The 20932-nt window shown below is 61.3% G+C and carries 22 protein-coding genes; 8 read left to right on the top strand and 14 right to left on the bottom strand.

Annotated elements, in window-relative coordinates:
• Window positions 1–133: 133 nt before the first annotated feature.
• From ACIGHL_RS08305 to glyQ, 4 genes are read right to left on the bottom strand one after another with little or no spacing between them, the layout of a single operon-like run.
• The gene (locus ACIGHL_RS08305) at window positions 134–871 is read right to left on the bottom strand and encodes a lysophospholipid acyltransferase family protein (protein ID WP_128122033.1); all 738 of its coding nucleotides are present in this window, start codon (window positions 869–871) and stop codon (window positions 134–136) included.
• A complete protein-coding gene (gene gmhB, locus ACIGHL_RS08310) occupies window positions 868–1410 on the bottom strand; it encodes a D-glycero-beta-D-manno-heptose 1,7-bisphosphate 7-phosphatase (RefSeq protein WP_128122052.1) in 543 nt (180 codons plus the stop codon). Before gmhB ends, ACIGHL_RS08305 begins: the two co-directional genes overlap by 4 nt.
• A gap of 4 nt (window positions 1411–1414) precedes the next feature.
• A complete protein-coding gene (gene glyS / locus ACIGHL_RS08315; RefSeq protein WP_216707021.1) occupies window positions 1415–3469 on the bottom strand; it encodes a glycine--tRNA ligase subunit beta in 2055 nt (684 codons plus the stop codon).
• Window positions 3466–4413: a glycine--tRNA ligase subunit alpha gene (gene glyQ, locus ACIGHL_RS08320; RefSeq protein ID WP_128122034.1), complete on the bottom strand. Its 948-nt coding sequence runs from the start codon at window positions 4411–4413 to the stop codon at window positions 3466–3468. The genes glyS and glyQ overlap by 4 nt, the downstream gene beginning before the upstream one ends.
• A gap of 140 nt (window positions 4414–4553) precedes the next feature.
• Here glyQ and ACIGHL_RS08325 point away from each other — a divergent pair, with 140 nt between their 5' ends.
• Genes ACIGHL_RS08325 through ACIGHL_RS08335 form a run of 3 tightly spaced genes read left to right on the top strand, consistent with a single transcriptional unit; the run spans window position 4554 to window position 6384 of the window.
• Complete coding sequence (locus ACIGHL_RS08325; protein WP_128122035.1) at window positions 4554–5138, top strand: DNA-3-methyladenine glycosylase I; 585 nt, start codon at window positions 4554–4556, stop codon at window positions 5136–5138.
• Window positions 5139–5195: 57 nt separating this feature from the next.
• Window positions 5196–6083, top strand: a complete 888-nt coding sequence (locus ACIGHL_RS08330; protein ID WP_128122036.1) for a lysophospholipid acyltransferase — start codon at window positions 5196–5198, stop codon at window positions 6081–6083.
• Between the two features lie 28 nt (window positions 6084–6111).
• Entirely contained in the window at window positions 6112–6384 is a 273-nt protein-coding gene (locus ACIGHL_RS08335; protein ID WP_045422946.1) for a PilZ domain-containing protein, read from the top strand.
• A gap of 33 nt (window positions 6385–6417) precedes the next feature.
• Here ACIGHL_RS08335 and ACIGHL_RS08340 read toward each other — a convergent pair whose 3' ends face one another.
• From ACIGHL_RS08340 to ehuB, 5 genes are all read right to left on the bottom strand, one after another.
• Window positions 6418–6735 carry a tetratricopeptide repeat protein gene (locus ACIGHL_RS08340; protein WP_128122037.1) on the bottom strand — a complete coding sequence of 106 codons (318 nt, stop codon included), beginning with the start codon at window positions 6733–6735 and terminating at the stop codon, window positions 6418–6420.
• A 65-nt stretch (window positions 6736–6800) separates the two neighbouring features.
• Window positions 6801–7634, bottom strand: coding sequence for an ectoine/hydroxyectoine ABC transporter ATP-binding protein EhuA (gene ehuA / locus ACIGHL_RS08345; RefSeq protein WP_127838040.1), 834 nt, complete (start codon window positions 7632–7634; stop codon window positions 6801–6803).
• On the bottom strand, window positions 7631–8290 hold the full coding sequence (ehuD, locus tag ACIGHL_RS08350) for an ectoine/hydroxyectoine ABC transporter permease subunit EhuD (protein ID WP_127838041.1): 660 nt from the start codon (window positions 8288–8290) through the stop codon (window positions 7631–7633). The genes ehuA and ehuD overlap by 4 nt, the downstream gene beginning before the upstream one ends.
• A complete protein-coding gene (gene ehuC / locus ACIGHL_RS08355) occupies window positions 8287–8946 on the bottom strand; it encodes an ectoine/hydroxyectoine ABC transporter permease subunit EhuC (protein ID WP_128122038.1) in 660 nt (219 codons plus the stop codon). The genes ehuD and ehuC overlap by 4 nt, the downstream gene beginning before the upstream one ends.
• A 243-nt stretch (window positions 8947–9189) precedes the next feature.
• Entirely contained in the window at window positions 9190–10044 is an 855-nt protein-coding gene (ehuB, locus tag ACIGHL_RS08360) for an ectoine/hydroxyectoine ABC transporter substrate-binding protein EhuB (RefSeq protein WP_045422935.1), read from the bottom strand.
• Between the two features lie 250 nt (window positions 10045–10294).
• Here ehuB and ehuR point away from each other — a divergent pair, with 250 nt between their 5' ends.
• Window positions 10295–11704, top strand: coding sequence for a MocR-like ectoine utilization transcription factor EhuR (gene ehuR / locus ACIGHL_RS08365; RefSeq protein WP_128122039.1), 1410 nt, complete (start codon window positions 10295–10297; stop codon window positions 11702–11704).
• A gap of 196 nt (window positions 11705–11900) precedes the next feature.
• A complete protein-coding gene (locus tag ACIGHL_RS08370) occupies window positions 11901–12554 on the top strand; it encodes a 7-cyano-7-deazaguanine/7-aminomethyl-7-deazaguanine transporter (RefSeq protein WP_045422931.1) in 654 nt (217 codons plus the stop codon).
• Window positions 12555–12619: 65 nt separating this feature from the next.
• On the opposite strand, the gene trkA is transcribed toward ACIGHL_RS08370, so the two are convergent.
• The 4 genes from trkA to def form a co-directional block, all read right to left on the bottom strand.
• Window positions 12620–13993, bottom strand: coding sequence for a Trk system potassium transporter TrkA (gene trkA, locus ACIGHL_RS08375; RefSeq protein WP_128122040.1), 1374 nt, complete (start codon window positions 13991–13993; stop codon window positions 12620–12622).
• Window positions 13994–14065: 72 nt separating this feature from the next.
• Window positions 14066–15388 carry a 16S rRNA (cytosine(967)-C(5))-methyltransferase RsmB gene (gene rsmB, locus ACIGHL_RS08380; protein WP_128122041.1) on the bottom strand — a complete coding sequence of 441 codons (1323 nt, stop codon included), beginning with the start codon at window positions 15386–15388 and terminating at the stop codon, window positions 14066–14068.
• 5 nt (window positions 15389–15393) lie between these two features.
• The gene (fmt, locus tag ACIGHL_RS08385) at window positions 15394–16323 is read right to left on the bottom strand and encodes a methionyl-tRNA formyltransferase (RefSeq protein WP_128122042.1); all 930 of its coding nucleotides are present in this window, start codon (window positions 16321–16323) and stop codon (window positions 15394–15396) included.
• A gap of 53 nt (window positions 16324–16376) precedes the next feature.
• Window positions 16377–16883: a peptide deformylase gene (def, locus tag ACIGHL_RS08390; RefSeq protein ID WP_128122043.1), complete on the bottom strand. Its 507-nt coding sequence runs from the start codon at window positions 16881–16883 to the stop codon at window positions 16377–16379.
• 148 nt (window positions 16884–17031) lie between these two features.
• Here def and ACIGHL_RS08395 point away from each other — a divergent pair, with 148 nt between their 5' ends.
• The 3 genes from ACIGHL_RS08395 to tsaC all read left to right on the top strand — a co-directional run bounded on the left by ACIGHL_RS08395 (window position 17032) and on the right by tsaC (window position 19857).
• The gene (locus ACIGHL_RS08395; protein ID WP_128122044.1) at window positions 17032–18057 is read left to right on the top strand and encodes a LysM peptidoglycan-binding domain-containing protein; all 1026 of its coding nucleotides are present in this window, start codon (window positions 17032–17034) and stop codon (window positions 18055–18057) included.
• A gap of 86 nt (window positions 18058–18143) precedes the next feature.
• The gene (gene dprA, locus ACIGHL_RS08400) at window positions 18144–19235 is read left to right on the top strand and encodes a DNA-processing protein DprA (RefSeq protein ID WP_128122045.1); all 1092 of its coding nucleotides are present in this window, start codon (window positions 18144–18146) and stop codon (window positions 19233–19235) included.
• A gap of 64 nt (window positions 19236–19299) precedes the next feature.
• Window positions 19300–19857, top strand: a complete 558-nt coding sequence (tsaC, locus tag ACIGHL_RS08405; RefSeq protein WP_045422918.1) for an L-threonylcarbamoyladenylate synthase type 1 TsaC — start codon at window positions 19300–19302, stop codon at window positions 19855–19857.
• A gap of 37 nt (window positions 19858–19894) precedes the next feature.
• On the opposite strand, the gene ACIGHL_RS08410 is transcribed toward tsaC, so the two are convergent.
• A complete protein-coding gene (locus tag ACIGHL_RS08410; RefSeq protein WP_128122046.1) occupies window positions 19895–20872 on the bottom strand; it encodes a quinone oxidoreductase family protein in 978 nt (325 codons plus the stop codon).
• Between the last annotated feature and the right edge of the window lie 60 nt (window positions 20873–20932).

The raw sequence follows: 20932 nt of genomic DNA on the forward strand, positions 1-20932 counted from the left end.
GAGGGCGCCAAGGCCTCGCTGAGTGCCTTCGATCACCTGATCCGCAGCTCTGTCGAAGACTGAGCGTCGAGGTAAAAAGAAAGGGGAGCAGGCCAAGGTCTGCTCCCCTTTTTTGTTTGCTGCTTTTCTTGAATCAAACTTTGCTTTCGAGGTCCGCCACGGTCCCATTGATCCAGTCTTCGGCGCGCTGATTGAGCTCGGCTGCTGCACGAGGACCTTCGCTCTCAGCATGCATGGCTGGGCCGATGACAACCTGGATGGTCCCAGGCCGTTTACCCCACCCTGACTTCGGCCAGAACGTACCGGCATTGTGTGCTACCGGCAAGATCGGGAGTTTGGCGTTGACTGCCAAGGCAGCACCGCTGCGCGAGAACTTGCCAACCTGCCCGACAGGAACGCGCGTCCCCTCTGGAAAAATCAGCACCCAGGCGCCTTGCTCTAGCCGCTCCAGTCCCTGTTTCGCAACTTGGCGCAATGCCTCTTTGGGGTTCTCACGGTCAATCGCAATCGGCTTGAGCAGCCGAATCGCCCATCCAAAAAACGGGACGTTGAGCAATTCACGTTTGAGCACCTGGCTCAACGGCTCGAAGTAGGCCGAAAGAAAAAACGTTTCCCAGGTGCTCTGGTGTTTGGAAAGAATCACGCAGGGCTTTTCCGGAATGTTCTCCGCGCCGCTCACCTCATAGCGCAGGCCTACGATGGTCTGGGCTAACCATACGGCGCTGCGACACCAAGTCTGGACCACGAACCGGTAGCGCGTGCGGAACGACATGAAGGGTGCGAAAACCAGACTGACCAAACACCAGGCGAAGGCCGTGAACGACAGCAGCAAGTAGAACAACAGGATGCGTATCGGCAGCAAAACGTTCATCGTTTGGCTCCCAACAGATGATCGACCACAGCTGCCAAATCATCGAACACCTGGGTGCCGGTTGGTAGCGGGCCTTTTGCAGTCTTCGAGCCCTTTCCGGTGCGAACCAGGTAAGGAATGCCGCCGAGGCGCATCCCTGCGTGCAGATCGCGATGGCTGTCGCCCACCACAGGGACACCTGTGAGGCTTTCAAGATGAAAGTGCTCGGCGATCTGCTCGAACAACCCGGGCAGCGGCTTGCGGCAATCACAGCCATCATTGGGGCCATGCGGGCAATGCACGATCAGATCGACGCGGCCGCCCTCCTCCATCACCAGCTGCTGCATTTTGAAATGCATGTCACCGAGTGTGGTGGCGTCGAACAGGCCGCGGGCAAGGCCGGACTGGTTGGTGGCAACTGCCACCGTCCAGCCAGCCTCGCATAGCCGTGCGATCGCCCTGATCGAGCCCGGGATCGGAATCCATTCTTCCACGCTCTTTACATAGGCGTCGGAGTCCTCGTTGATCACGCCGTCGCGATCCAGCACGATCAGCTTCACCGGCTTAGCCAAGTGCGGAAATATCGGCAACGCCAAGGAACAATCCTCTCAACCGGGCAAGTAAGGCATAGCGGTTGGCGCGAACCGAAGCGTCTTCGGCGTTGACCAATACCGCCTCGAAAAAGGCATCCACCGGACCGCGCAGGTGCGCCAGACGCTCGAGCGCCTCGCGATACTGACGATCCGCAGCCAGGGGCTGCACGGCTTGTTCGGCCTGCTGCAGCGCAGAATACAAAGAGAACTCGGTGGCATTGTCGAAGTAACGGGGCTCGACGGTTTCCGGTAGCTTTGCTTCGAACTTGCTCAGCAGATTCGAGACGCGCTTGTTCGCAGCCGCCAAGGCTTCGGCTTCCGGCAGATTGCGGAACGCCTGTACGGCTTGCACGCGCTGATCGAAGTCCAACGCTGAGCCCGGCTGTACGGCACGAACCGATAGATAGGACGCTACCTCGACACCCTCGTCTTCGTACCGCGCACGCAAGCGATCAAAGATGAAATCGAGGACCTGATCGGCCAAGCCTTCAGTCTTGACCTGACTTCCAAACTGGTTAATAGAGAAGCGCACGGCAGCAACCAGATCCAGATCCAGACGCTTTTCAATCAGGATGCGCAGGATGCCCAGGGCCGCGCGGCGAAGCGCGTAAGGGTCCTTGCTGCCGGTGGGAAGCATGCCAATGCCAAAGATGCCCACCAGCGTATCCAGCTTGTCGGCTACCGCGAGGATGGCACCTGTGTGGGTAGTCGGCAGCTCTGCACCCGCCCCGCGGGGCATGTACTGCTCATTCAAAGCCAGGGCAACGTCGGTGGGTTCACCATCGTTGACGGCGTAGTAATAACCCGCAATTCCCTGCATTTCCGGGAATTCGCCGACCATCTCAGTGGCCAGGTCGCATTTGCTCAGCAGGCCCGCGCGCGCCGCCCAGTGGGCATTGCCTTCGGTGCGTTCGGCGATGAATGCGGCCAGCCTGGAGACTCGCACCGCCTTGTCGTACACAGTTCCAAGCTGGGCCTGGAATACCACGTTTTTCAAGCGTTCATTGAAGCTGTCGAGCTTCTGTTTCTTGTCCTGCTTGAAGAAAAACTCGGCGTCGGTGAGGCGAGGACGCACCACTTTCTCGTTACCCGCAACGATCTGAGCCGGATCCTTGGATTCAATGTTGGCAACTGTGATGAAGCGCGGCAGCAGCTTGCCGTTGGCGTCCAGCAGGCAGAAGTACTTCTGGTTGTCCTGCATGGTCGTGATCAACGCTTCCTGTGGTACTTCCAGGAAGCGTTCCTCGAACGAACACACCAGCGGTACAGGCCATTCGACCAGCCCGGTCACTTCGTCCAACAGCGCTGGCGGCACGATAGCACTGCCGTTCTGCTCGCTGGCCAGCTGCTCGACACGCTTGGCGATCAGCTCGCGGCGTTCGGCAAAATCGGCAATGACATGAGCGCCGCGCAGGTCTTCCAGATAGCTTGTCGGCTTTGAAATGCGTACTGGGCTCGGGCTATGAAACCGGTGGCCGCGCGATTCGCGACCGGCGCGTTGAGTCAGGATGGTGCAGTCAACGACCTGATCACCGAATAGCATGACCAGCCACTGGGTTGGCCGGACGAATTCTTCCTTGCGAGCGGCCCAGCGCATGCGCTTGGGAATTGGCAGCTCGTTCAGCGATGTTTCGACGATAGCGGGCAGCAGCTCAGCAGTCGCCTGGCCAGGTATCGAGCGGCTGTACCGGAGTTTGGGGCCGCTGCGGTCGACTTCGGCAAGGTCCACGCCGCACTTGCGCGCAAAGCCCAGGGCGGCCTGGGTCGGTTCGCCTTCGGCGTCGAACGCCGCCTGCAGCGGCGGCCCGTCGAGGTTGATGCTGCGATCAGGCTGCTCGGTGTCGAGCTGCTCGATCAGCACGGCGAGACGTCGGGGTGCGGCAAACGCCTGTACCCGCCCATGCTTGAGACCAGCGTCCTTCAAGCCTTTCTCGATGCCCGTGCGAAACGCGTCGGACAACTTGCCTAAGGCCTTGGGCGGCAGCTCTTCGGTGCCGAGCTCGACCAGGAAATCCAGTGCACTCATTCTGCAGCCTCCAGCTTGGCCAGTACTTCGTCACGCAGGTCCGGGGTGGCCATGGGGAAGCCGAGTTTGGCGCGTGCCTGCAAATAGCTCTGCGCCACCGAGCGAGCCAGTGCCCGCACGCGCAGGATGTACTGCTGCCGCGCAGTCACCGAGATGGCCCGGCGAGCATCCAGCAGGTTGAAGGTATGCGAGGCCTTCAGCACCATTTCATAGGTGGGCAGCGGCAGCTCCAGTTCGATCAACCGGTTGGCTTCCGATTCATAGAAGTCGAACAGTTCGAACAGCTTGTCGACGTTGGCATGTTCGAAGTTATAGGTGGACTGCTCCACCTCGTTCTGATGGAACACATCGCCATAGGTGACGGTGCCGAACGGGCCGTCCGTCCAGATCAGGTCGTAGACCGAGTCGACGCCCTGCAGATACATCGCGAGTCGCTCGAGACCGTAGGTGATTTCGCCGGTAACGGGATAGCACTCGATGCCGCCGACCTGCTGGAAGTAGGTGAACTGGGTGACCTCCATACCGTTGAGCCAAACCTCCCAGCCGAGCCCCCAGGCGCCCAGCGTCGGCGATTCCCAGTTGTCTTCGACGAAGCGCACGTCGTGTACCGAGGTGTCGACGCCGATGCGACGCAGCGACTCCAGATACAGGTCCTGGATGTTGTCCGGGTTGGGCTTGAGCACGACCTGAAACTGGTAGTAGTGCTGCAGACGGTTGGGGTTCTCGCCATAACGACCATCGGCAGGGCGACGCGAAGGCTGAACATAGGCTGCGTTCCAGGTTTCAGGACCGACAGCACGCAAGAATGTGGCGGTGTGGAAGGTGCCGGCGCCCATTTCCATATCGTAGGGTTGCAGAACCACGCAACCCTGCTCTGCCCAGTAGCTTTGCAGGGCAAGGATCAGGTCTTGGAAGGTGCGCATGGCAGGCGTAGGCTGGGTCAAAAGTTCACCTGTGCTGGCTTCGACAGAAAGCCTCGGAGTATACCCGATAACGGCTCGAACCCGTGGCGACGCGTGCTCTACGGCGTAGCGCCGGTCGCACTTCCGATCTGCTTTTCGCCCCGTTCAAGGATCTGAAAACAATGCCGCGTTGCGCCTGGTGCAGTGACGACCCGTTATACATTGACTACCACGACAGCGAGTGGGGTGTTCCCACCCGTGATCCTCAGGTCCTCTTTGAATTTCTTATTCTTGAAGGCGCACAGGCGGGACTGTCCTGGATTACGGTGCTGCGCAAGCGAGAGCGTTATCGCCAGGTGTTGTTCGGCTTTGATCCGAAGCGTCTGGCACAGATGACCGATGCCGAGATCGACGAATGCATGCTCGACGCCGGCATCATCCGCAACCGTCGAAAACTCGAAGCCGCACGGCGCAATGCCCAGCTCTGGCTGGAGTTGGAAGACCCGTCGGGTTGGTTGTGGTCCTTCGTTGGGGGCGAGCCGAAGATCAACCATTTCGAGTCGATCAGCCAGATGCCGGCGGTGATCGCCGAAGCCGAGGCCATGAGCCGTGGGTTGAAGAAGGCCGGGTTCGGCTTTGTCGGCCCGACCATCTGTTACGCTTTTATGCAGGCGTGCGGCATGGTCATGGACCACACCACTGACTGTGATCGTTATCCCGCTCTGGCGCGTGTACCGGCCAGGCACCCAAACGGCTGTGATGCCTAAGGGGTAGCCAATCGCGCTAAGCAGTTACAATAGCGTCTTTGATTTCGGGAGAGATCCTTGGACAAGCTCAAAGGTGCGCTGGTGGTTGGCTTTCTGCGCCTGTTCGCCCTACTCCCCTGGCGCGCAGTTCAGGGGTCGGGTCGCTTCATTGGCTGGCTGATGTGGAAGCTGCCGAACCGTTCTCGCGAAGTCGCCCGGATCAATCTTTCCAAGTGTTTTCCAGAACTCGACGCTGCCGAACGCGAGCGTTTGCTCGGACAGAGCCTGCAGCAGATCGGCATGGCTTTTACGGAGAGTGCCTGCGCCTGGATCTGGCCAGCAGACAAGACGCTGCGGCTGGTCAAGGAAGTCGAGGGGCTGGAAGTGCTGGAGCAAGCTTTGGCTTCAGGTAAGGGAGTCGTAGGCATCACCAGCCATCTGGGCAACTGGGAAGTCCTCAATCACTTCTATTGCGCGCAATGCAAACCGATCATTTTCTATCGCCCGCCGAAGCTCAAGGCGGTCGATGATCTCCTGCAACGCCAGCGTGTCCAACTGGGCAACAAGGTCGCGCCCTCGACCCGAGAGGGCATCATCAGCGTCATCAAGGAAGTCCGAAAGGGCGGTGCCGTGGGCATACCAGCGGATCCGGAACCCAGCGAGGGCGCCGGCGTTTTCGTGCCGTTCCTTGGCACACAAGCGCTGACGAGCAAGTTCGTGCCTGGCATGCTGACGGGCGGCAAAGCGGTAGGTGTGTTCCTTCACGCGTTGCGCTTGGATGATGGTTCGGGCTACAAGGTCATTCTCGAGGCAGCACCTCCAGCCATGTACGACGAGGACGTCGAGGTCGCGGTGGCAGCCATGAGCGGCGTCATCGAGCGATATGTGCGGACCTGGCCGAGCCAGTACATGTGGACGATGAAACGCTTCAAAAAGCGGCCAGCCGGCGAAAAACGCTGGTACTAACGACAGCTCACCCAGTAAAGGGACTTCTATGGGAAACCCGAATCAGCGGCAGCATCCACGCGCACCCATGAAGTGCCGTATCCGCATTACCCACGAGTCATTTGGCGAGGTGTTCGCGCACACCCGCGATCTCTCGGATGGCGGCGTCTACGTCAAACATCCGCAGCTGATCGAGTTGCAGCCGGGCATGACGGTCAGTGGGCAGGTGCAGGATCTCCCCATTCCCGCCCCTGTGCTGCAGATGGAAGTGATGCGTGTCGATGCTGAGGGTGTTGGCTTGCGCTTCGTCCAGCCAGATTAATAGAAGCTTGGCAGGGTGTGCGACCGGCTGGCGCTAGCTGCCGGCCTGTTTGTTCAGCTTGCGGAGAAACACATCCATTTCCTTCTCGGCCTGCTTGTCGCCGTGTGCCTGCGCCGCGAGCAGGCCTTGTTCCCAGGCACGCCTCGCGCCGTCGAGATCCCCACAGTCCTTTAACGCCTTGCCGAGCAGCTTCCAAGCGGCAGAGTATTTCGGATCCTGTTCGACGCAGCGTTGCAAATGAACCGCTGCTTCAGCTGAGTCCCCAAGATCCAGGTAGCCCTTGCCAAGCCCGAAGCGCAGCATTGGATTGTCCATGCCCTTGCCAAGCATCTTTTGCAGCGATTCGATCATTGCGTTCCCCTGGGAAATCCTTCCTGAAGCAGCCGGTGTAGCAGTGACGTGCTCTGACCACTAGCCTAGCTCGCCTGGGTTACCGCACTGAGAAACTCTTGTGTGCGGGTCTCCTGGGGGTTGCCGAACAGCTCGTCCGGCGTGCCCTGTTCGTGGATCCTGCCTTCATTGAAAAAGCATACCCGGTCAGCGAATTCCCGAGCGAAGCCCATCTGGTGGGTCACCATCAGCATGGTCAGGCTGTGCGCATCGCCCAGTCTACGGATGACATTGAGCACTTCGCCGCAGAGCTCCGGATCCAGCGCAGAGGTGACCTCGTCGAACAGCATCACCTTGGGTCGCATCGCCAGTGCTCGGGCAATGGCTACCCGCTGCTGCTGGCCACCCGACAGTTGCGAGGGATAGTGCTCAAGTTTGTCCTCCAGCCCCACCATCGCCAGCAATTCCTCGGCACGCTCGCGAGCTTCCTTCTTCGACAGTCCGAGCACCTGCACCGGTGCTTCCATCACGTTCTGCCGGGTGCTCATGTGCGGAAACAGGTTGAAGCTCTGGAACACCATGCCCACCTTGCCGCGGACCCTGCGCAGATGCCGCGCGTTGGCGCGGACCAGATTGCCACTGGCATTCGGCATGTGAGTCAAGGGTTCGTCATCGACCATGATTACGCCTTCGTCGATGTCCTCTAGGGTCATCAATGCACGCAGCAGGGTTGATTTGCCGGAGCCGCTGGGGCCGATGATGGCGACCTTCTCACCCGTTCGGACATCTAGGTCGAGATGGTTGAGCACGGTCAGGTCGCCGAAGTGTTTGCTCACATCGCGAAACTGCACCATAAGCTCCGGCTCGTTGGCAGGGCTGGTTGAGTTCTGGGTTTCGCCGGCAGGCGTCGATGCGTTCATCGGGCTAGCTCCATACGGTTTTCCAGTCGGCGTACGAACCAGGCGAGGCCGAGGCTGAGAATGAGAAAGAACAGGCCGACCATGGTGATCGGTTCCAGATAACGGAAGTGCTCCGAGCCGATGTTCTTGGCGCGTTGCATAATTTCCACTACGGTGATGGCCGAGAGCACGGGCGTGTCCTTGAGCATCGAGATCATGTAATTGCCCAGCGCTGGCAGGATCGGTCGCAGCGCCTGTGGCAGGATCACCTTGCGGTAGGCGTTGAGCGGCTTCATGTTCAGCGCCGTCACCGCCTCCCATTGCGCGCGGGGTACTGCATCGAGCCCGGCGCGATAGACCTCCGCGGTGTAGCAGGCGTAATGCAGCGCGATGCCGATGATGCCCGCCTGCAAAGCGGTCAGATTGAAACCGTAATTCGGCAGGACGAAAAACAGGAAGTACACCTGAATCAACAGCGGTGTGCTGCGGATGAACTCGATCAAGCCAGTCATCGGCCAGGACAGCCAGCGATGCCGGCTGCGGCGTCCCACCGCGAGGAACAAGCCCAGCACGATGGCGATGGAAAACCCGGCGATGGTAATGCCGATGGTTTTCAGTGAGGCATCGAGCAATCTGGGCAGGATTTCCCAGGCGAACTCCCAATCGAAGAAATTCATGACATGCCTCCCCGCATACGGCCGCGCGCCAGGCGCCGCTCAAGGGTGCGCATGGAGAAATTGATGATTTGGGCGAGAACGAAATACATCACTAGCGCCAGGCCAAAAATTTCAAGGGTCATCAGGGTTGCCTGGTCCAGCTGGCGTGCACGGAATGCGAGATCGGACAGCGTGATCAGCGACACCAACGAGGTGTTTTTCAGCAACTCGATCAGCAGGTTGGTGCCTGGCGGGATCGCCGCCAACAGCGCTTGCGGCAGGATGACCCTGCGCAGACGCTGCCCAGCGGTCATGTTCAGTGCCTGGCAGGCTTCGTACTGCCCTTCGTGCACCGACCGTATGGCACCGCGCAGCACCTCCGCGCCGTAGGCGCCGATGTTCAGCCCGAGGCCGATCACCGCGACATTGAATGCGCTCATGGCGATGTTGAACGGTGGCATCGGCAGCACGAAGTAGAGCCAGAACAGCTGCACCAGCAGCGAACTGCCGCGGAACACTTCAACGTAGACGATGGCCAGCCAGCGCAACGGCTTGATCGGCGACAGTCGACCCAGCGCGCCGATCAGCGCGGCGACTATGGCCAGAAGGGAGCCAAAAAAGGTGATTTGCACGGTCACCCAGGCTCCTTGCAGCATGAGCGGGAGTAGTTCGTTCATCGTGGATTTCCGGTTAGCGGCGCGGCGATAGAAGCAGGTCGCCCGTCAGGCTTGGCTGCTTGGGGGCGAAGATCGTGGCGCCGGGTAGCGTTACGCGACGGGCAACAGGCCAGTCGAAAGCGGTCGCATCGCAGGGTTGCGACGGAGCCGGAGAGAAGGGGTTGAGCTATCTGAAGGCTATTCACGTGGGAGCCCGGCAGGGCTCAAAAGCCCGCGCCGGTTCCTTGTTCATGCGCCATTGGATCAGGCGCTGCAGAGTTCCTCAGCGGTCTTGTCGGTGATGTTCGAGCGGTCGAAGCCAAAGGGCTCGACGGTTTTTAGATGATCATCGCTGCCAAGCCATTTCTTCAGCTCCGCGTTGACGGCGTCACGCAGCGCCTTGTCTTCTGGACGGAACGCCAGCGCGCCGTAACCGGTGTTGGCCGGATCGTCCTTGAAGTCATCCGTGGCCTCGACCTGATCCCCGGCTTTCTCGGCCAGGCCTCTCATGGTCAGCTGCGTGCCCACTGCCGCGTCGGCGCGACCGGTGCGCACAGCCTGCAGTTGCGAGGTGGTGTCTGGGACCTGAACGATCTGGGAATCCTTGATACCCGCCTTGCGCGCGTAGTTGAGGTTGACCGTGCCGGACATGATGGCCAGCTTGATCGACTCATCCTTGGCGATGTCTTCGTAGCTCTGCAGTTGCTTGGGGTTGCCGGCCTTGACCAGCAGGGTGTCCTGCAGCTGATAGTGCGGATCGGTAAACAGCACCTGCTTGCAGCGCTCTGGGGTGATGTACATACCAGCGGCGATCAGGTCGAACCGGCTGGCACGAAGACCCGGGATCAGCGAGCCCCATTCGGTCAGCACAGGTTTGATGGTTTCGATACCCATCTTCTGAAAGATCTTCTCGACGATTTCCGGGGATTCGCCGGTCACGCTGCCATCAGTGGCGGTGTAGGCGAACGGTGTTTCGTTGGCATAACCGATCCGGACGCTGCTCTTTGCCTTGATGTCGTCGAGGGTATCGGCCTGGGCCAGGCCGCCGAGGGAAAAGCCGGTCAGTACGGCTGAGGCCAGCAAAAGCTTGCCGAAATGGAAAGGACGTGCGCGATTCATCGTGAATTCTCCTGTGCTTTTTATCGTTCGCCGGCAACAGAACCAGCAGTTTGGAGGGCAGCTTCAAGAGCATCAGGACAGGGCATTCCCTGCCTCGACGCGACGTTGGACTTCTTTTTCTATATATGAGGTGCGCCGCGTTTCGCTGTCCGAGCATAGCAAAAGCGGTTTTCCCCAAAGGATTGCACTAGGACAATTGCATGACATTGCGCTTCAGCTGATCCTGTCGCCTCGACAGAGGTGGAATGTCATGCACAACTGGAAACAGGCCTTGCTGGCTGCCCATGGCGGCGGATCGAAATACAAGCTGCTGGTCACGGCCATCGCAACCGACATTGAACAGGGCGATCTTATCGACGGTCAGCGGCTGCCAACCCAACGCTTGCTGGCCGAGCAGCTGGACATCAGCGTGCAAACGGTGACTAACGCCTACAAGGAACTGGAGCGCCAGGGCTGGGTGCGCTGCGAGGTCGGACGCGGCAGCTTCGTTAGCCGGCGCATCAGCGAGCGGGTCGCCACCTCCATGCTCGACCGCGGCGAACAATCCCTGCTCGACTTTTCCACGGCACGCATCGTTCGCAGCGAACGTCATGACCGCTACTGGCGGCAGACCTGCGCAGAACTGGCCGCCGAGCACGAGCAGCCGTGGATCCATGCCTGCCGGCCAATCGCCGGATTCGAACATCACCGCGAGGCCGGCGTGCAGTGGCTTGCCGGGTTGGGGCTGGGCGTTGAACCGCAGGACCTGCTGCTGACCAATGGCGCTTCTCAGGCGATCTTCCTCGCCCTTGCCTCGCTGGCGGGACCTGACGATCTGGTGCTCTGTGAAAGCTGTACGGATCACGGTGTGATTGGTACCGCTCAGGTGCTCGGCTTCAAACTCCAGGGTGTCGAGGCGGATTGCGACGGTCTCGATCCGGAGCATTTCGAGGATATCTGCGCCAACGAGCGGGTCACCGCGCTGGTCTGCACGCCGAACCTGAATAACCCCACCAGCAGTTTGATGCCCGACTCACGTCGTCGCGAGATTGCCGACATCGCGCGCCGTTATGGTGTTTACGTGATCGAGGACGACGTATACGGCCCTTTGCTCGGCGATAACCGAGCGGCCCCACCGCTCAGTCACTACCTGCCGGAGTTGTCGTTTTATTGCACCAGCCTGACCAAGTCGGTGCTGACCGGCTTGCGCCTCGGCTACCTGGCGATGCCTCGGCGGTTGGCGTTGCGTACCGAGAGCATCTTCAGGGTCAACAGCTGGATGGCAGCCCCGTTGCTGGGTGAGATCGCGACGCGCTGGATCGAGCGCGGCCGTGCCAGGGAGCTGGTGAGCTTGCAGCGCGAGCTGATCGCTGCCCGACAGGCTGCGGTGACCGCCGAGCTGGGTGATTATCTGCGCGGCAGCCATCCTGCCTCGCTCAGTGCCTGGCTAGATGTGCCCGAACACTGGGATCTCGACGCCCTGCAGCATGAGTTGCGAGCGCGTGGGATCGCGCTGACGCTGCCTGATCCCTTTCTTCCCCCTGGCAGCCCGCGGCCCAGGGCAATGCGCTTGTGTATCGGCGCTGAATGCAGCGACCAGCGCTTGCGCACGGGGCTGGCAAGCATACGAGACGTGTTCGAGCAGTACCCGGAAATCCATGAGTTTCGCGGTGCTCGCTAGCCTGTCGGGTTAGATCGCAGCGAATTGAAAAGCATCGGATTCTTCGGCTCCACGGGTTCCCATGTGATGCAACGCGTCCGGCGTTCCGACCGGCGCGCTACCCTCCAGCCTGAAATGACACTAGAATGCGCGCCGCTCGGGCCATGTCGGCACGGCAATGGGTTCCCTAACCCCATCACTTCAAAAAGGAAATGCCATGTTGCAGCTCCCTTCATCGGTCCGCCGAGCCACCTTGGCCGGTCTGATCGCGTTCCACATCGTCATCATCATCGCCAGCAACTATCTGGTGCAGCTGCCGATCACCCTGTTCGGCTGGCACACCACCTGGGGCGCGTTCAGTTTCCCCTTCATCTTTCTCGCCACTGACTTGACTGTGCGCCTGCTCGGTAAGGGACCGGCGCGCCGGGTCATCGCCCAGGTGATGATTCCGGCGCTGGTCGCCTCCTACGTGGTTTCGGTGCTGTTTCACCAGGGTGCGTTCGCTGGGTTCTCGGCCCTGGGCGAGTTCAATCTGTTCGTGTTCCGCATTGCGGTTGCTAGCTTTCTCGCCTATGCGTTCGGACAGATCCTCGACATCCAGGTATTCGACCGGCTGCGGCGCTTGCGCCAGTGGTGGATCGCCCCGAGCGCTTCGACCATCTTCGGCAACCTGCTGGACACCTTTCTGTTCTTTTCCATTGCCTTCTGGCACAGCGACGACCCGTTCATGGCGGCGAACTGGGTGGAGATTGCCAGCGTCGATTACGTCATCAAGCTGATCATCAGCCTGGCGTTGTTCGTTCCGCTCTACGGCATGCTGCTGAACGCGATCGTGCGTCTGCTGCCCGGTCAGCGGACTGTGACGGCATAACGGCGAACTGCCACCGCTCGGCCTGTGAGCCCTGGCCGAGCGAGCCGCTCATCAGAAACAAGTCGTCAGAAGAAGGTAAGCCCCGCCTGGAACAGCCGCTCCACGTCGCGGATATGTTTCTTGTCGACAAGAAACAGGATCACGTGATCGCCTGATTCGATGACCGTATTGTCATGGGCGATCAGCACCTCTTCGTCACGGATCACGGCGCCGATGGTGGTGCCGGGCGGCAATGCGATCTTGCCGATGGCCCGGCCAACCACCTTGCTGGAACGAGAGTCACCGTGGGCGATCACCTCGATCGCCTCGGCAGCACCGCGGCGCAAGGAGTGGGCGCTGACGATATCGCCGCGGCGCACGTGGGTCAGCAAGGTGCCGATGGTGGCCATCTGCGGGCTGATGGCGATATCGATCTCACCGCCCTGGACCAGATCGACATAGGCCGGGTTGTTGATGATGCACATCACCTTGCGCGCGCCGAGGCGCTTGGCCAGCAGCGAAGACATGATGTTCGCTTCGTCGTCGTTGGTCAGGGCCAGGAACACGTCCGCGTCGTTGATGTTCTCCTCCACCAGCAGGTCGCGATCAGAAGCGCTGCCCTGCAGGATGATGGTGCTGTCCAGCGTGTCGGACAGGTAGCGGCAGCGCGCCGGGTTCATTTCGATGATCTTGACTTGATAGCGGCTTTCGATGGCTTCGGCGAGGCGCTCCCCAATGTGGCCGCCGCCCGCGATGACGATGCGTTTGTAGTTGTCATCCAGCCGGCGCATCTCACTCATCACCGCGCGGATGTGGCCGCGTGCCGCGATGAAGAACACCTCGTCATCAGCTTCGATGACCGTATCGCCTTGCGGCAGGATCGCCTGGTTGCGGCGGAAGATCGCGGCCACACGCGTGTCGACATTGGGCATGTGGTTGCGAATCTGGCGCAGCTCCTGGCCTACCAGCGGTCCGCCGTAGTAGGCCCGCACCGCGACCAGCTGCGCCTTGCCGCCTGCGAAGTCGATCACCTGCAGCGAGCCAGGGTGCTCAATCAGACGCTTGATGTAGTTGGTCACCACCTGCTCGGGGCTGATCAGCACGTCGACCGGAATCGCCTCGTTGCTGAACAGGCCGGAGCGGGTGAGATACACCGACTCACGGACTCGGGCAATCTTGGTCGGTGTGTGGAACAGCGTGTAGGCAACCTGGCAGGCAACCATGTTGGTCTCGTCGCTGTTGGTTACGGCGACCAGCATGTCGGCGTCATCCGCACCCGCCTGGCGCAATACCGTCGGGAATGAACCGCGGCCCACCACGGTGCGGATGTCGAGCCGATCGCCGAGATCACGCAGGCGATCAGCGTCGGTGTCGACCACTGTGATGTCGTTGGCTTCGCTGGCAAGATTTTCGGCAAGCGTACCGCCCACCTGCCCTGCGCCGAGAATGATGATCTTCACGCGATCGCTCCTGTAAGGCGGCTTGTAACCGCCACAGCATGGGGTGGCCGAGACATTGGCGTCTGGCCCACCTTAGGATTGTCGGCCATTGGGTTGGGCCGCGACTTTTATCAATTTGGCGTAGTAGAAGCCGTCGTGGCCATTGTCCTGAGGCAACAGCTGACGTCCATGCGTCTGTTCGACGCCGAAACCCTTGGGCAGGTCCAATTCACGGGCGCCGGTCGTGCGCGTCAGGAAGGCTTCGATCACCTCGCGGTTTTCGGTCGGCAGCACCGAACAGGTGGCGTAAAGCAGCACCCCGCCCACTGCCAGGGTTGGCCACAGCGCGTCGAGCATCTCGCCCTGCAGCGTGGCCAGCGGCGCGATGTCATCGGCTTGGCGCGCCAGCTTGATGTCCGGATGGCGACGGATCACGCCGGTGGCCGAACACGGCGCGTCGAGCAGGATCCGCTGGAAGGGTTCGCCGTCCCACCAAACGTCGGTGGCTCGGGCATCGGCAGCCACCAGTTTGGCGTCGAGCTGCAAGCGGTTGAGGTTTTCCTGCACACGCTGCAATCGTTTCGGCTCGAGGTCCAGGGCGATCACTTCAGCCAAGGCAGGTTCGCGTTCGAGAATGTGGCAGGTCTTGCCGCCCGGGGCGCAGCAGGCGTCCAACACGCGTTGACCGGGGGCCAGATCGAGCAGACCGGCGGCCAATTGCGCCGCTTCGTCCTGCACACTGATGCGGCCCTCGGCAAAGCCAGGCAGTTGAGTGACGTCGCAAGCGGCGGCGAGTCGGATGCCGTCTCTGCTGTGGCTGCAGGGGAAGGCCTCGATGCCGGCTTCCTGCAGTTCCGCGAGATAGGTGTCGCGCTCGACCTGACGATGGTTGACCCGCAGCATCATCGGAGGATGCAGGTTGTTTGCGATGCAGATCGCTTCCCACTGCTCAGGCCAATGAGCCTTGAGCGACTTTTGCAGCCAGCGCGGGTGGGCGAAGCGAATCACCGGATCGCGTTCGAGCTCTTTGAGCAGCGCTTCGCCGTCACGCTGCGCGTTGCGCAGCACCGCGTTGAGCAAGCCTTTCGCCCAGGGTTTCTTCAGCTTCTCGGCGCAGCCAACGGTTTCGCCAATGGCGGCATGCGGCGGAATGCGGGTGTAGAACAGCTGGTACAGGCCGACCAGCAGCAAGGCTTCGACATCGCGGTCCGCTGCCTTGAACGGCTTCTGCAACAAGCGCTCGGCGAGGCCTGACAGGCGCGGCTGCCAGCGGGCGGTGCCAAATGCCAGTTCCTGGGTCAGGCCGCGGTCACGCGCGTCGACCTTACCCAATACATCCGGCAGGCTGCTGTTCAGCGAGGCCTTGCCGGACAGCACGACCGCTAGCGCGCGTGCTGCGGCGAGACGCGGATTCATTGACATTATTCGAGCGCCTTGCCGACGGCAAACTGTTCGCGGCGGCTATTGAACAGGTCGCTGACGGCCAGTGCCTTGCCGCCAGGGAGTTGCAGACGAGTGAGCGTCAGCGAACCCTCACCACAGGCAACCTCCAGGCCGTCCTTGCTTGCTTCGATGATCTGGCCCGGCGCGCCCTGACCTGTGGACAGTTGCGCGGCGTGAATTTTCACCGGCGCGCCGTCGAGGCTGCTGTGGCAAATCGGCCAGGGATTGAACGCCCGCACCAGGCGTTCAAGCTCAACTGCGGGGCGCTGCCAGTCGAGGCGAGCTTCGTCCTTGTTCAGCTTGTGCGCATAGGTAGCCAGGCTGTCGTCCTGGACTTCGCCTTTCAGTGTGCCGGCTTCCAGCGCCGCTGCCGCTTCGATCACGGCGCGCGAGCCGAGTTCGGCCAGGCGATCATGCAGGGTGCCGCCGGTATCCTCACGGGTGATCGGCGTGCTGACCTTGAGCAGCATCGGCCCGGTATCCAGCCCCGCTTCCATTTGCATGACGGTCACACCGGATTCGGCATCGCCTGCTTCAATGGCACGCTGAATCGGCGCTGCGCCACGCCAACGTGGCAGCAACGAGGCGTGGCTGTTGATACAGCCCAGGCGCGGCATGTCCAGCACGGCCTGCGGCAGGATCAAGCCATAGGCGACCACGACCATCAGGTCCGCCTGCAAACCATCCAGCTCTGCCTGGGCAGCCGGATCGCGCAGGGTCTGGGGTTGATAAACTGGTATTCCATGCTGCAGCGCCAACTGCTTGACCGGGCTGGGCATCAGTTTCTGGCCACGACCTGCCGGGCGATCCGGCTGCGTATACACCGCCACGACCTGACGCTTGGCGTCGAGCAGGGCTTGTAGATGCTGAGCGGCGAATTCCGGCGTGCCGGCGAAAACGATGCGCATAGAAGACTCATCAATAAAAAAGGCTTGCTGCTGCAAGCCTTTGGAGTGGGAGATCAAGCCTGCTGACGGTGAAGCTTTTCCAGCTTCTTCTTGATCCGGTCGCGCTTGAGGTTGGAAAGATAATCGACGAACAGCTTGCCGTTGAGGTGATCGCATTCGTGCTGGATGCAGACCGCGAGCAGACCTTCAGCAATCAGCTCATAAGGCTGACCGTCGCGGTCCAGCGCCTTGATCTTCACCTTTTGTGGACGATCTACGTTTTCGTAGAAGCCGGGGACCGACAGGCATCCTTCCTGGTACTGCTCCATCTCGTCGGTGAGGAACTCAAACTCGGGATTGATGAAGACCCGTGGCTCGGTCTTGTCTTCCGACAGGTCCATCACCACGATCCGCTTGTGCACGTTGACCTGCGTGGCGGCCAGGCCGATGCCCGGTGCGTCGTACATGGTCTCGAACATGTCGTCGATCAGCTGACGAACGCCGTCGTCGACCACGTCCACCGGTTTGGCGATGGTGCGCAGGCGTGGATCGGGAAATTCTAGGATGTTCAGGATTGCCATATGCGTTTGTGATGCACTTATGGAATAAAGTCAAAAGCCGCTGCTAAGATGCCGAGCAGCTTGTAAACGGCTTAACGCCGCTTTCCACAAGGGTTTCTGCGGCGCTAGGGCGCTTTACGTGAAGGCACATCATAAAGGGATTCACCACATGAGGAAATCACTACTCGCCCTGCTGTTGGTGGCGGTTGGCGGCATGGCGCAGGCCGCTGTGGAGCTGAAGGATGGCCATCCTGAGCAATACACCGTAGTGAAAGGCGACACACTCTGGGACATTTCCGGCCGCTTTCTCAGCGAACCCTGGAAATGGCCTGAACTCTGGCATGCGAACCCGCAGGTGGAAAACCCGCATCTGATCTATCCCGGCGACAGCCTCAGCCTGGTCTACGTCGACGGCCAACCGCGCATCATGCTCAACCGTGGCGCGTCGCGCGGAACCATCAAGCTCTCGCCGACCGTTCGCACGACCCCCATGGCCGAGGCCATCAGCACCATCCCGCTGGAAGCCATCAACAGCTTTCTGCTGAGTAACCGCATTGTCGACAGCGCAGCTGAATTCGAGGCCGCTCCTTACATCGTTGCAGGCAACGCCGAGCGCGTCATCAGTGGCTCTGGGGATCGTGTCTACGGCCGCGGTGAGTTCCAGGATGACATCGGCATCTACGGCATCTTCCGTCAGGGCAAGACCTACGTTGACCCAGAGAGCGGCGAGTTCCTAGGTATTAACGCCGACGATGTAGGCACCGCCGAGCTTCTCGACATGGAAGGTGACATTGCGACCATGATGCTCACGCGGGTTACCCAGGAAGCGCGCATTGGCGACCGTCTGTTCCCCAGTGAAGAGCGTGCGGTTAATTCGACCTTCATGCCGAGCGAGCCGAAAGAAGAAATCAACGGTGTGATTCTGGATGTACCGCGCGGCGTGACCCAGATCGGTCAGTTCGATGTGGTTACGCTGAACCGGGGTGCGCGTGACGGGCTGAACGTCGGCAACGTGCTGGCCGTGTACAAGACCGGCGAAACCGTCCGCGACCGAGTCACTGGTGAAAACGTGAAGATTCCTGACGAGCGTTCGGGCCTGCTGATGGTGTTCCGCACCTACGACAAGCTCAGCTATGGCCTGGTCCTGCAGGCGACTCGCTCACTGTCGGTGATGGATAAGGTCCGCAACCCCTGATACCCCCAAGCCCCGCATCGCGGGGCTTGTCATTTCTGCTGAACAGCACTGCATGGATGCGGTGCCAAGAGACAAGGATTGTTGTCATGCCTTCGATTTCCCCTGCTGAACTGGAAGCGCGCCTGCGCCTGCATTTGTTGCCGGAGCTGGGCCCGCGTCGCCTGCATAAATTGCTCAGTGCCTTTCCCGATGCGTCCTCAGCGCTCAGCGCGCCAGCCTCCGCGTGGCGCTCGTTGGGCTTGCCGGCCAGTTGTGCCGAAGCCAGGCGCAGCCCGGCGATCCGTGAGCGAGCCGCGGCCAGCCTGGTCTGGCTGGAGGCACCGGGGCACCATCTGCTGATGTGGGATGACCCGGCGTATCCCGGGTTGCTGGAGGAACTGCCGGACGTCCCACCCCTGTTGTTCATCGAGGGTGATCCAGGCCTGCTGGAGCGCCCGCAGCTGGCCATGGTCGGCAGCCGTCGCGCCTCTCGACCAGGGCTGGATAACGCCACTGCCTTTGCGCGCAGCCTGGCTCGCGGCGGTTTCGTGATTACCAGCGGGCTGGCCCTGGGTATCGACGGCGCAGCACACCAGGGTGCGCTGGATGTGGGTGGCAAGACGATCGCCGTACTGGGTACAGGGCTGCAGTGCCTTTATCCGCGTCGCCATCTGGGGCTAGCTGCGCGCATTGTTGAGGGTGGTGGTGCGGTGGTCTCAGAACTGCCGCTCGACTGTCCGCCGCAGGCCGCCAACTTTCCTCGTCGTAATCGAATCATCAGCGGCTTGTCATTGGGTGTGCTGGTGGTCGAGGCAAGTCCTTCGAGCGGCTCGCTGATCACCGCCCGCCTGGCTGCCGAACAGGGTCGTGAGGTCTATGCGATCCCCGGCTCGATCCACCATCCCGGCGCCCGAGGCTGTCACCAGCTGATTCGCCAGGGCGCTGCACTGGTGGAAAGTGTCGACGACGTACTGCAGGCCTTGCGCGGCTGGCAGCAAACCCCGGCCACACCCGAAGCGCAACGATCCGAGCCGATGCACCCATTGCTCGCCCAGCTGCATGCCGCTCCCATGAGCAGCGAGGCGCTGGCAGATGCCGTGAACCAGCCCTTGTCAGAAATCCTCGCAGCGCTCACCGAGCTGGAAATCGAGGGGCTCGTCGCTTGCGAGAATGGTCGCTGGGTCGCCTGTACGGGTTAAGGCCCTACTGTGCTGCCGACAGCGCTTGGGTACACTTCGCCGATCAGTCTCAGGGGAGGTGGCAATGGTCGGCAATTGGCGTGTGCAGCAGGCGGCGCGGGTCGTCAGGCGTGGCGGGGTGATCGCCTATCCGACCGAGGCGGTCTGGGGGCTGGGCTGCGATCCTTGGGATAGCGACGCGGTACATCGGTTGCTGGCTCTGAAGGAACGGCCGGTGGAGAAAGGACTGATTCTGGTCGCCGACTGCGTCGAGCAATTCGATTTTCTGCTGGAAGACCTTCCTGAGCGTTGGCTGGACCGTTTGGTTGGCAGCTGGCCTGGGCCGAATACCTGGCTGGTCCCGCACCGTGATCGCTTGCCAGACTGGATCACCGGCCAACACGACAGTGTTGCACTGCGTGTGACCGATCACCCGCTGGTGGCGAGGCTTTGCGCCTTGACCGGACCATTGGTGTCCACCTCGGCCAACCCGGCCGGCCGACCTTCGGCGCGCTCACGTCTGCGCGTCGAGCAGTACTTTCCAGGGGATCTGGACGGCGTGCTTGGCGGCAGCCTGGGCGGACGTAAAAACCCCTCCACCATTCGCGATATACGCAACGGCGAGGTCATCCGCGCATCCTGACGCCAATGGCGCCAGGGCGCGCTGGCTTCCAGCCAGTTCAGGGCAGGAGGATGGTCGAGCCGGTCGTCTTGCCTGCGGCGAGCTGGCGCTGCGCCTCGGCAGCGTCGGCGAGCGGGTAACGCTGGCCGATCTCCACCTTGATCTGGCCGCTGACGATCATCTCGAACAGCTCGACCGCCATGCCTCGCAGGCGTTCGGCTGAGGTGGCGTAGCCAGCCAGGGTTGGCCGGGTGACATACAGCGAGCCCTTCTGAGCCAGTACGCCAAGATTGACTCCGGTAACCGCGCCGGATGCATTGCCGAAGCTGACCAGCAGGCCACGCGGGGCGACACAATCGAGCGAGACGTCCCAGCTGCTCTTGCCCACCGAGTCGTAGACAACCGGACATTTCTGGCCGTCAGTCAGCTCTAACACACGCTGGACGATGTCTTCCTGAGTGCGATCGATAGTCTCCCAGGCGCCCAGTGATTTGGCGCGCTCGGCCTTTTCTGCCGAGCCAACCACGCCGATCAGCCGGGCGCCGATGGCCTTGGCCCACTGACAGGCGATCGAGCCGACACCACCGGCCGCCGCGTGGAAAAGGATGGTTTCGCCTGCTTTCAGCGCATAGGTCTGGCGCAGCAGATATTGAGTCGTCAGGCCCTTGAGCATCACCGAGGCGGCTTGTTCGAAGCTCACGCTTTCGGGCAGCTTGACCAGATGTCGTGCTGGCAGGATGTGGTGCTCGCCATAGGAACCCAGCGGCCCGGTCGCATAAGCCACGCGGTCACCGACCTCGAATTCATTAACGCCCTCGCCCAGCGCCTCGACCACACCAGCGCCTTCGGTGCCGAGGCCCGATGGCAGGCTTGGTGGTGCATAGAGCCCGCTGCGGAAATAGGTATCGATGAAATTCAGGCCGATCGCATGGTTGCGCACGCGTACCTCACCGGCGCCCGGTGTGGCGACCGGGACGTCGACCTGTTCGAGGACTTCAGGGCCACCGTGCTGACTGAACTGGATGCGCTGCGACATATCGACTCCTGGCAAAAGCAAAGGAGCCTATCCAACGCTTCCGGGGCGCGTCCGTCAATT

Source organism: Pseudomonas sp. NPDC077451 (genome assembly GCF_044543345.1).
Lineage (GTDB): Bacteria > Pseudomonadota > Gammaproteobacteria > Pseudomonadales > Pseudomonadaceae > Stutzerimonas.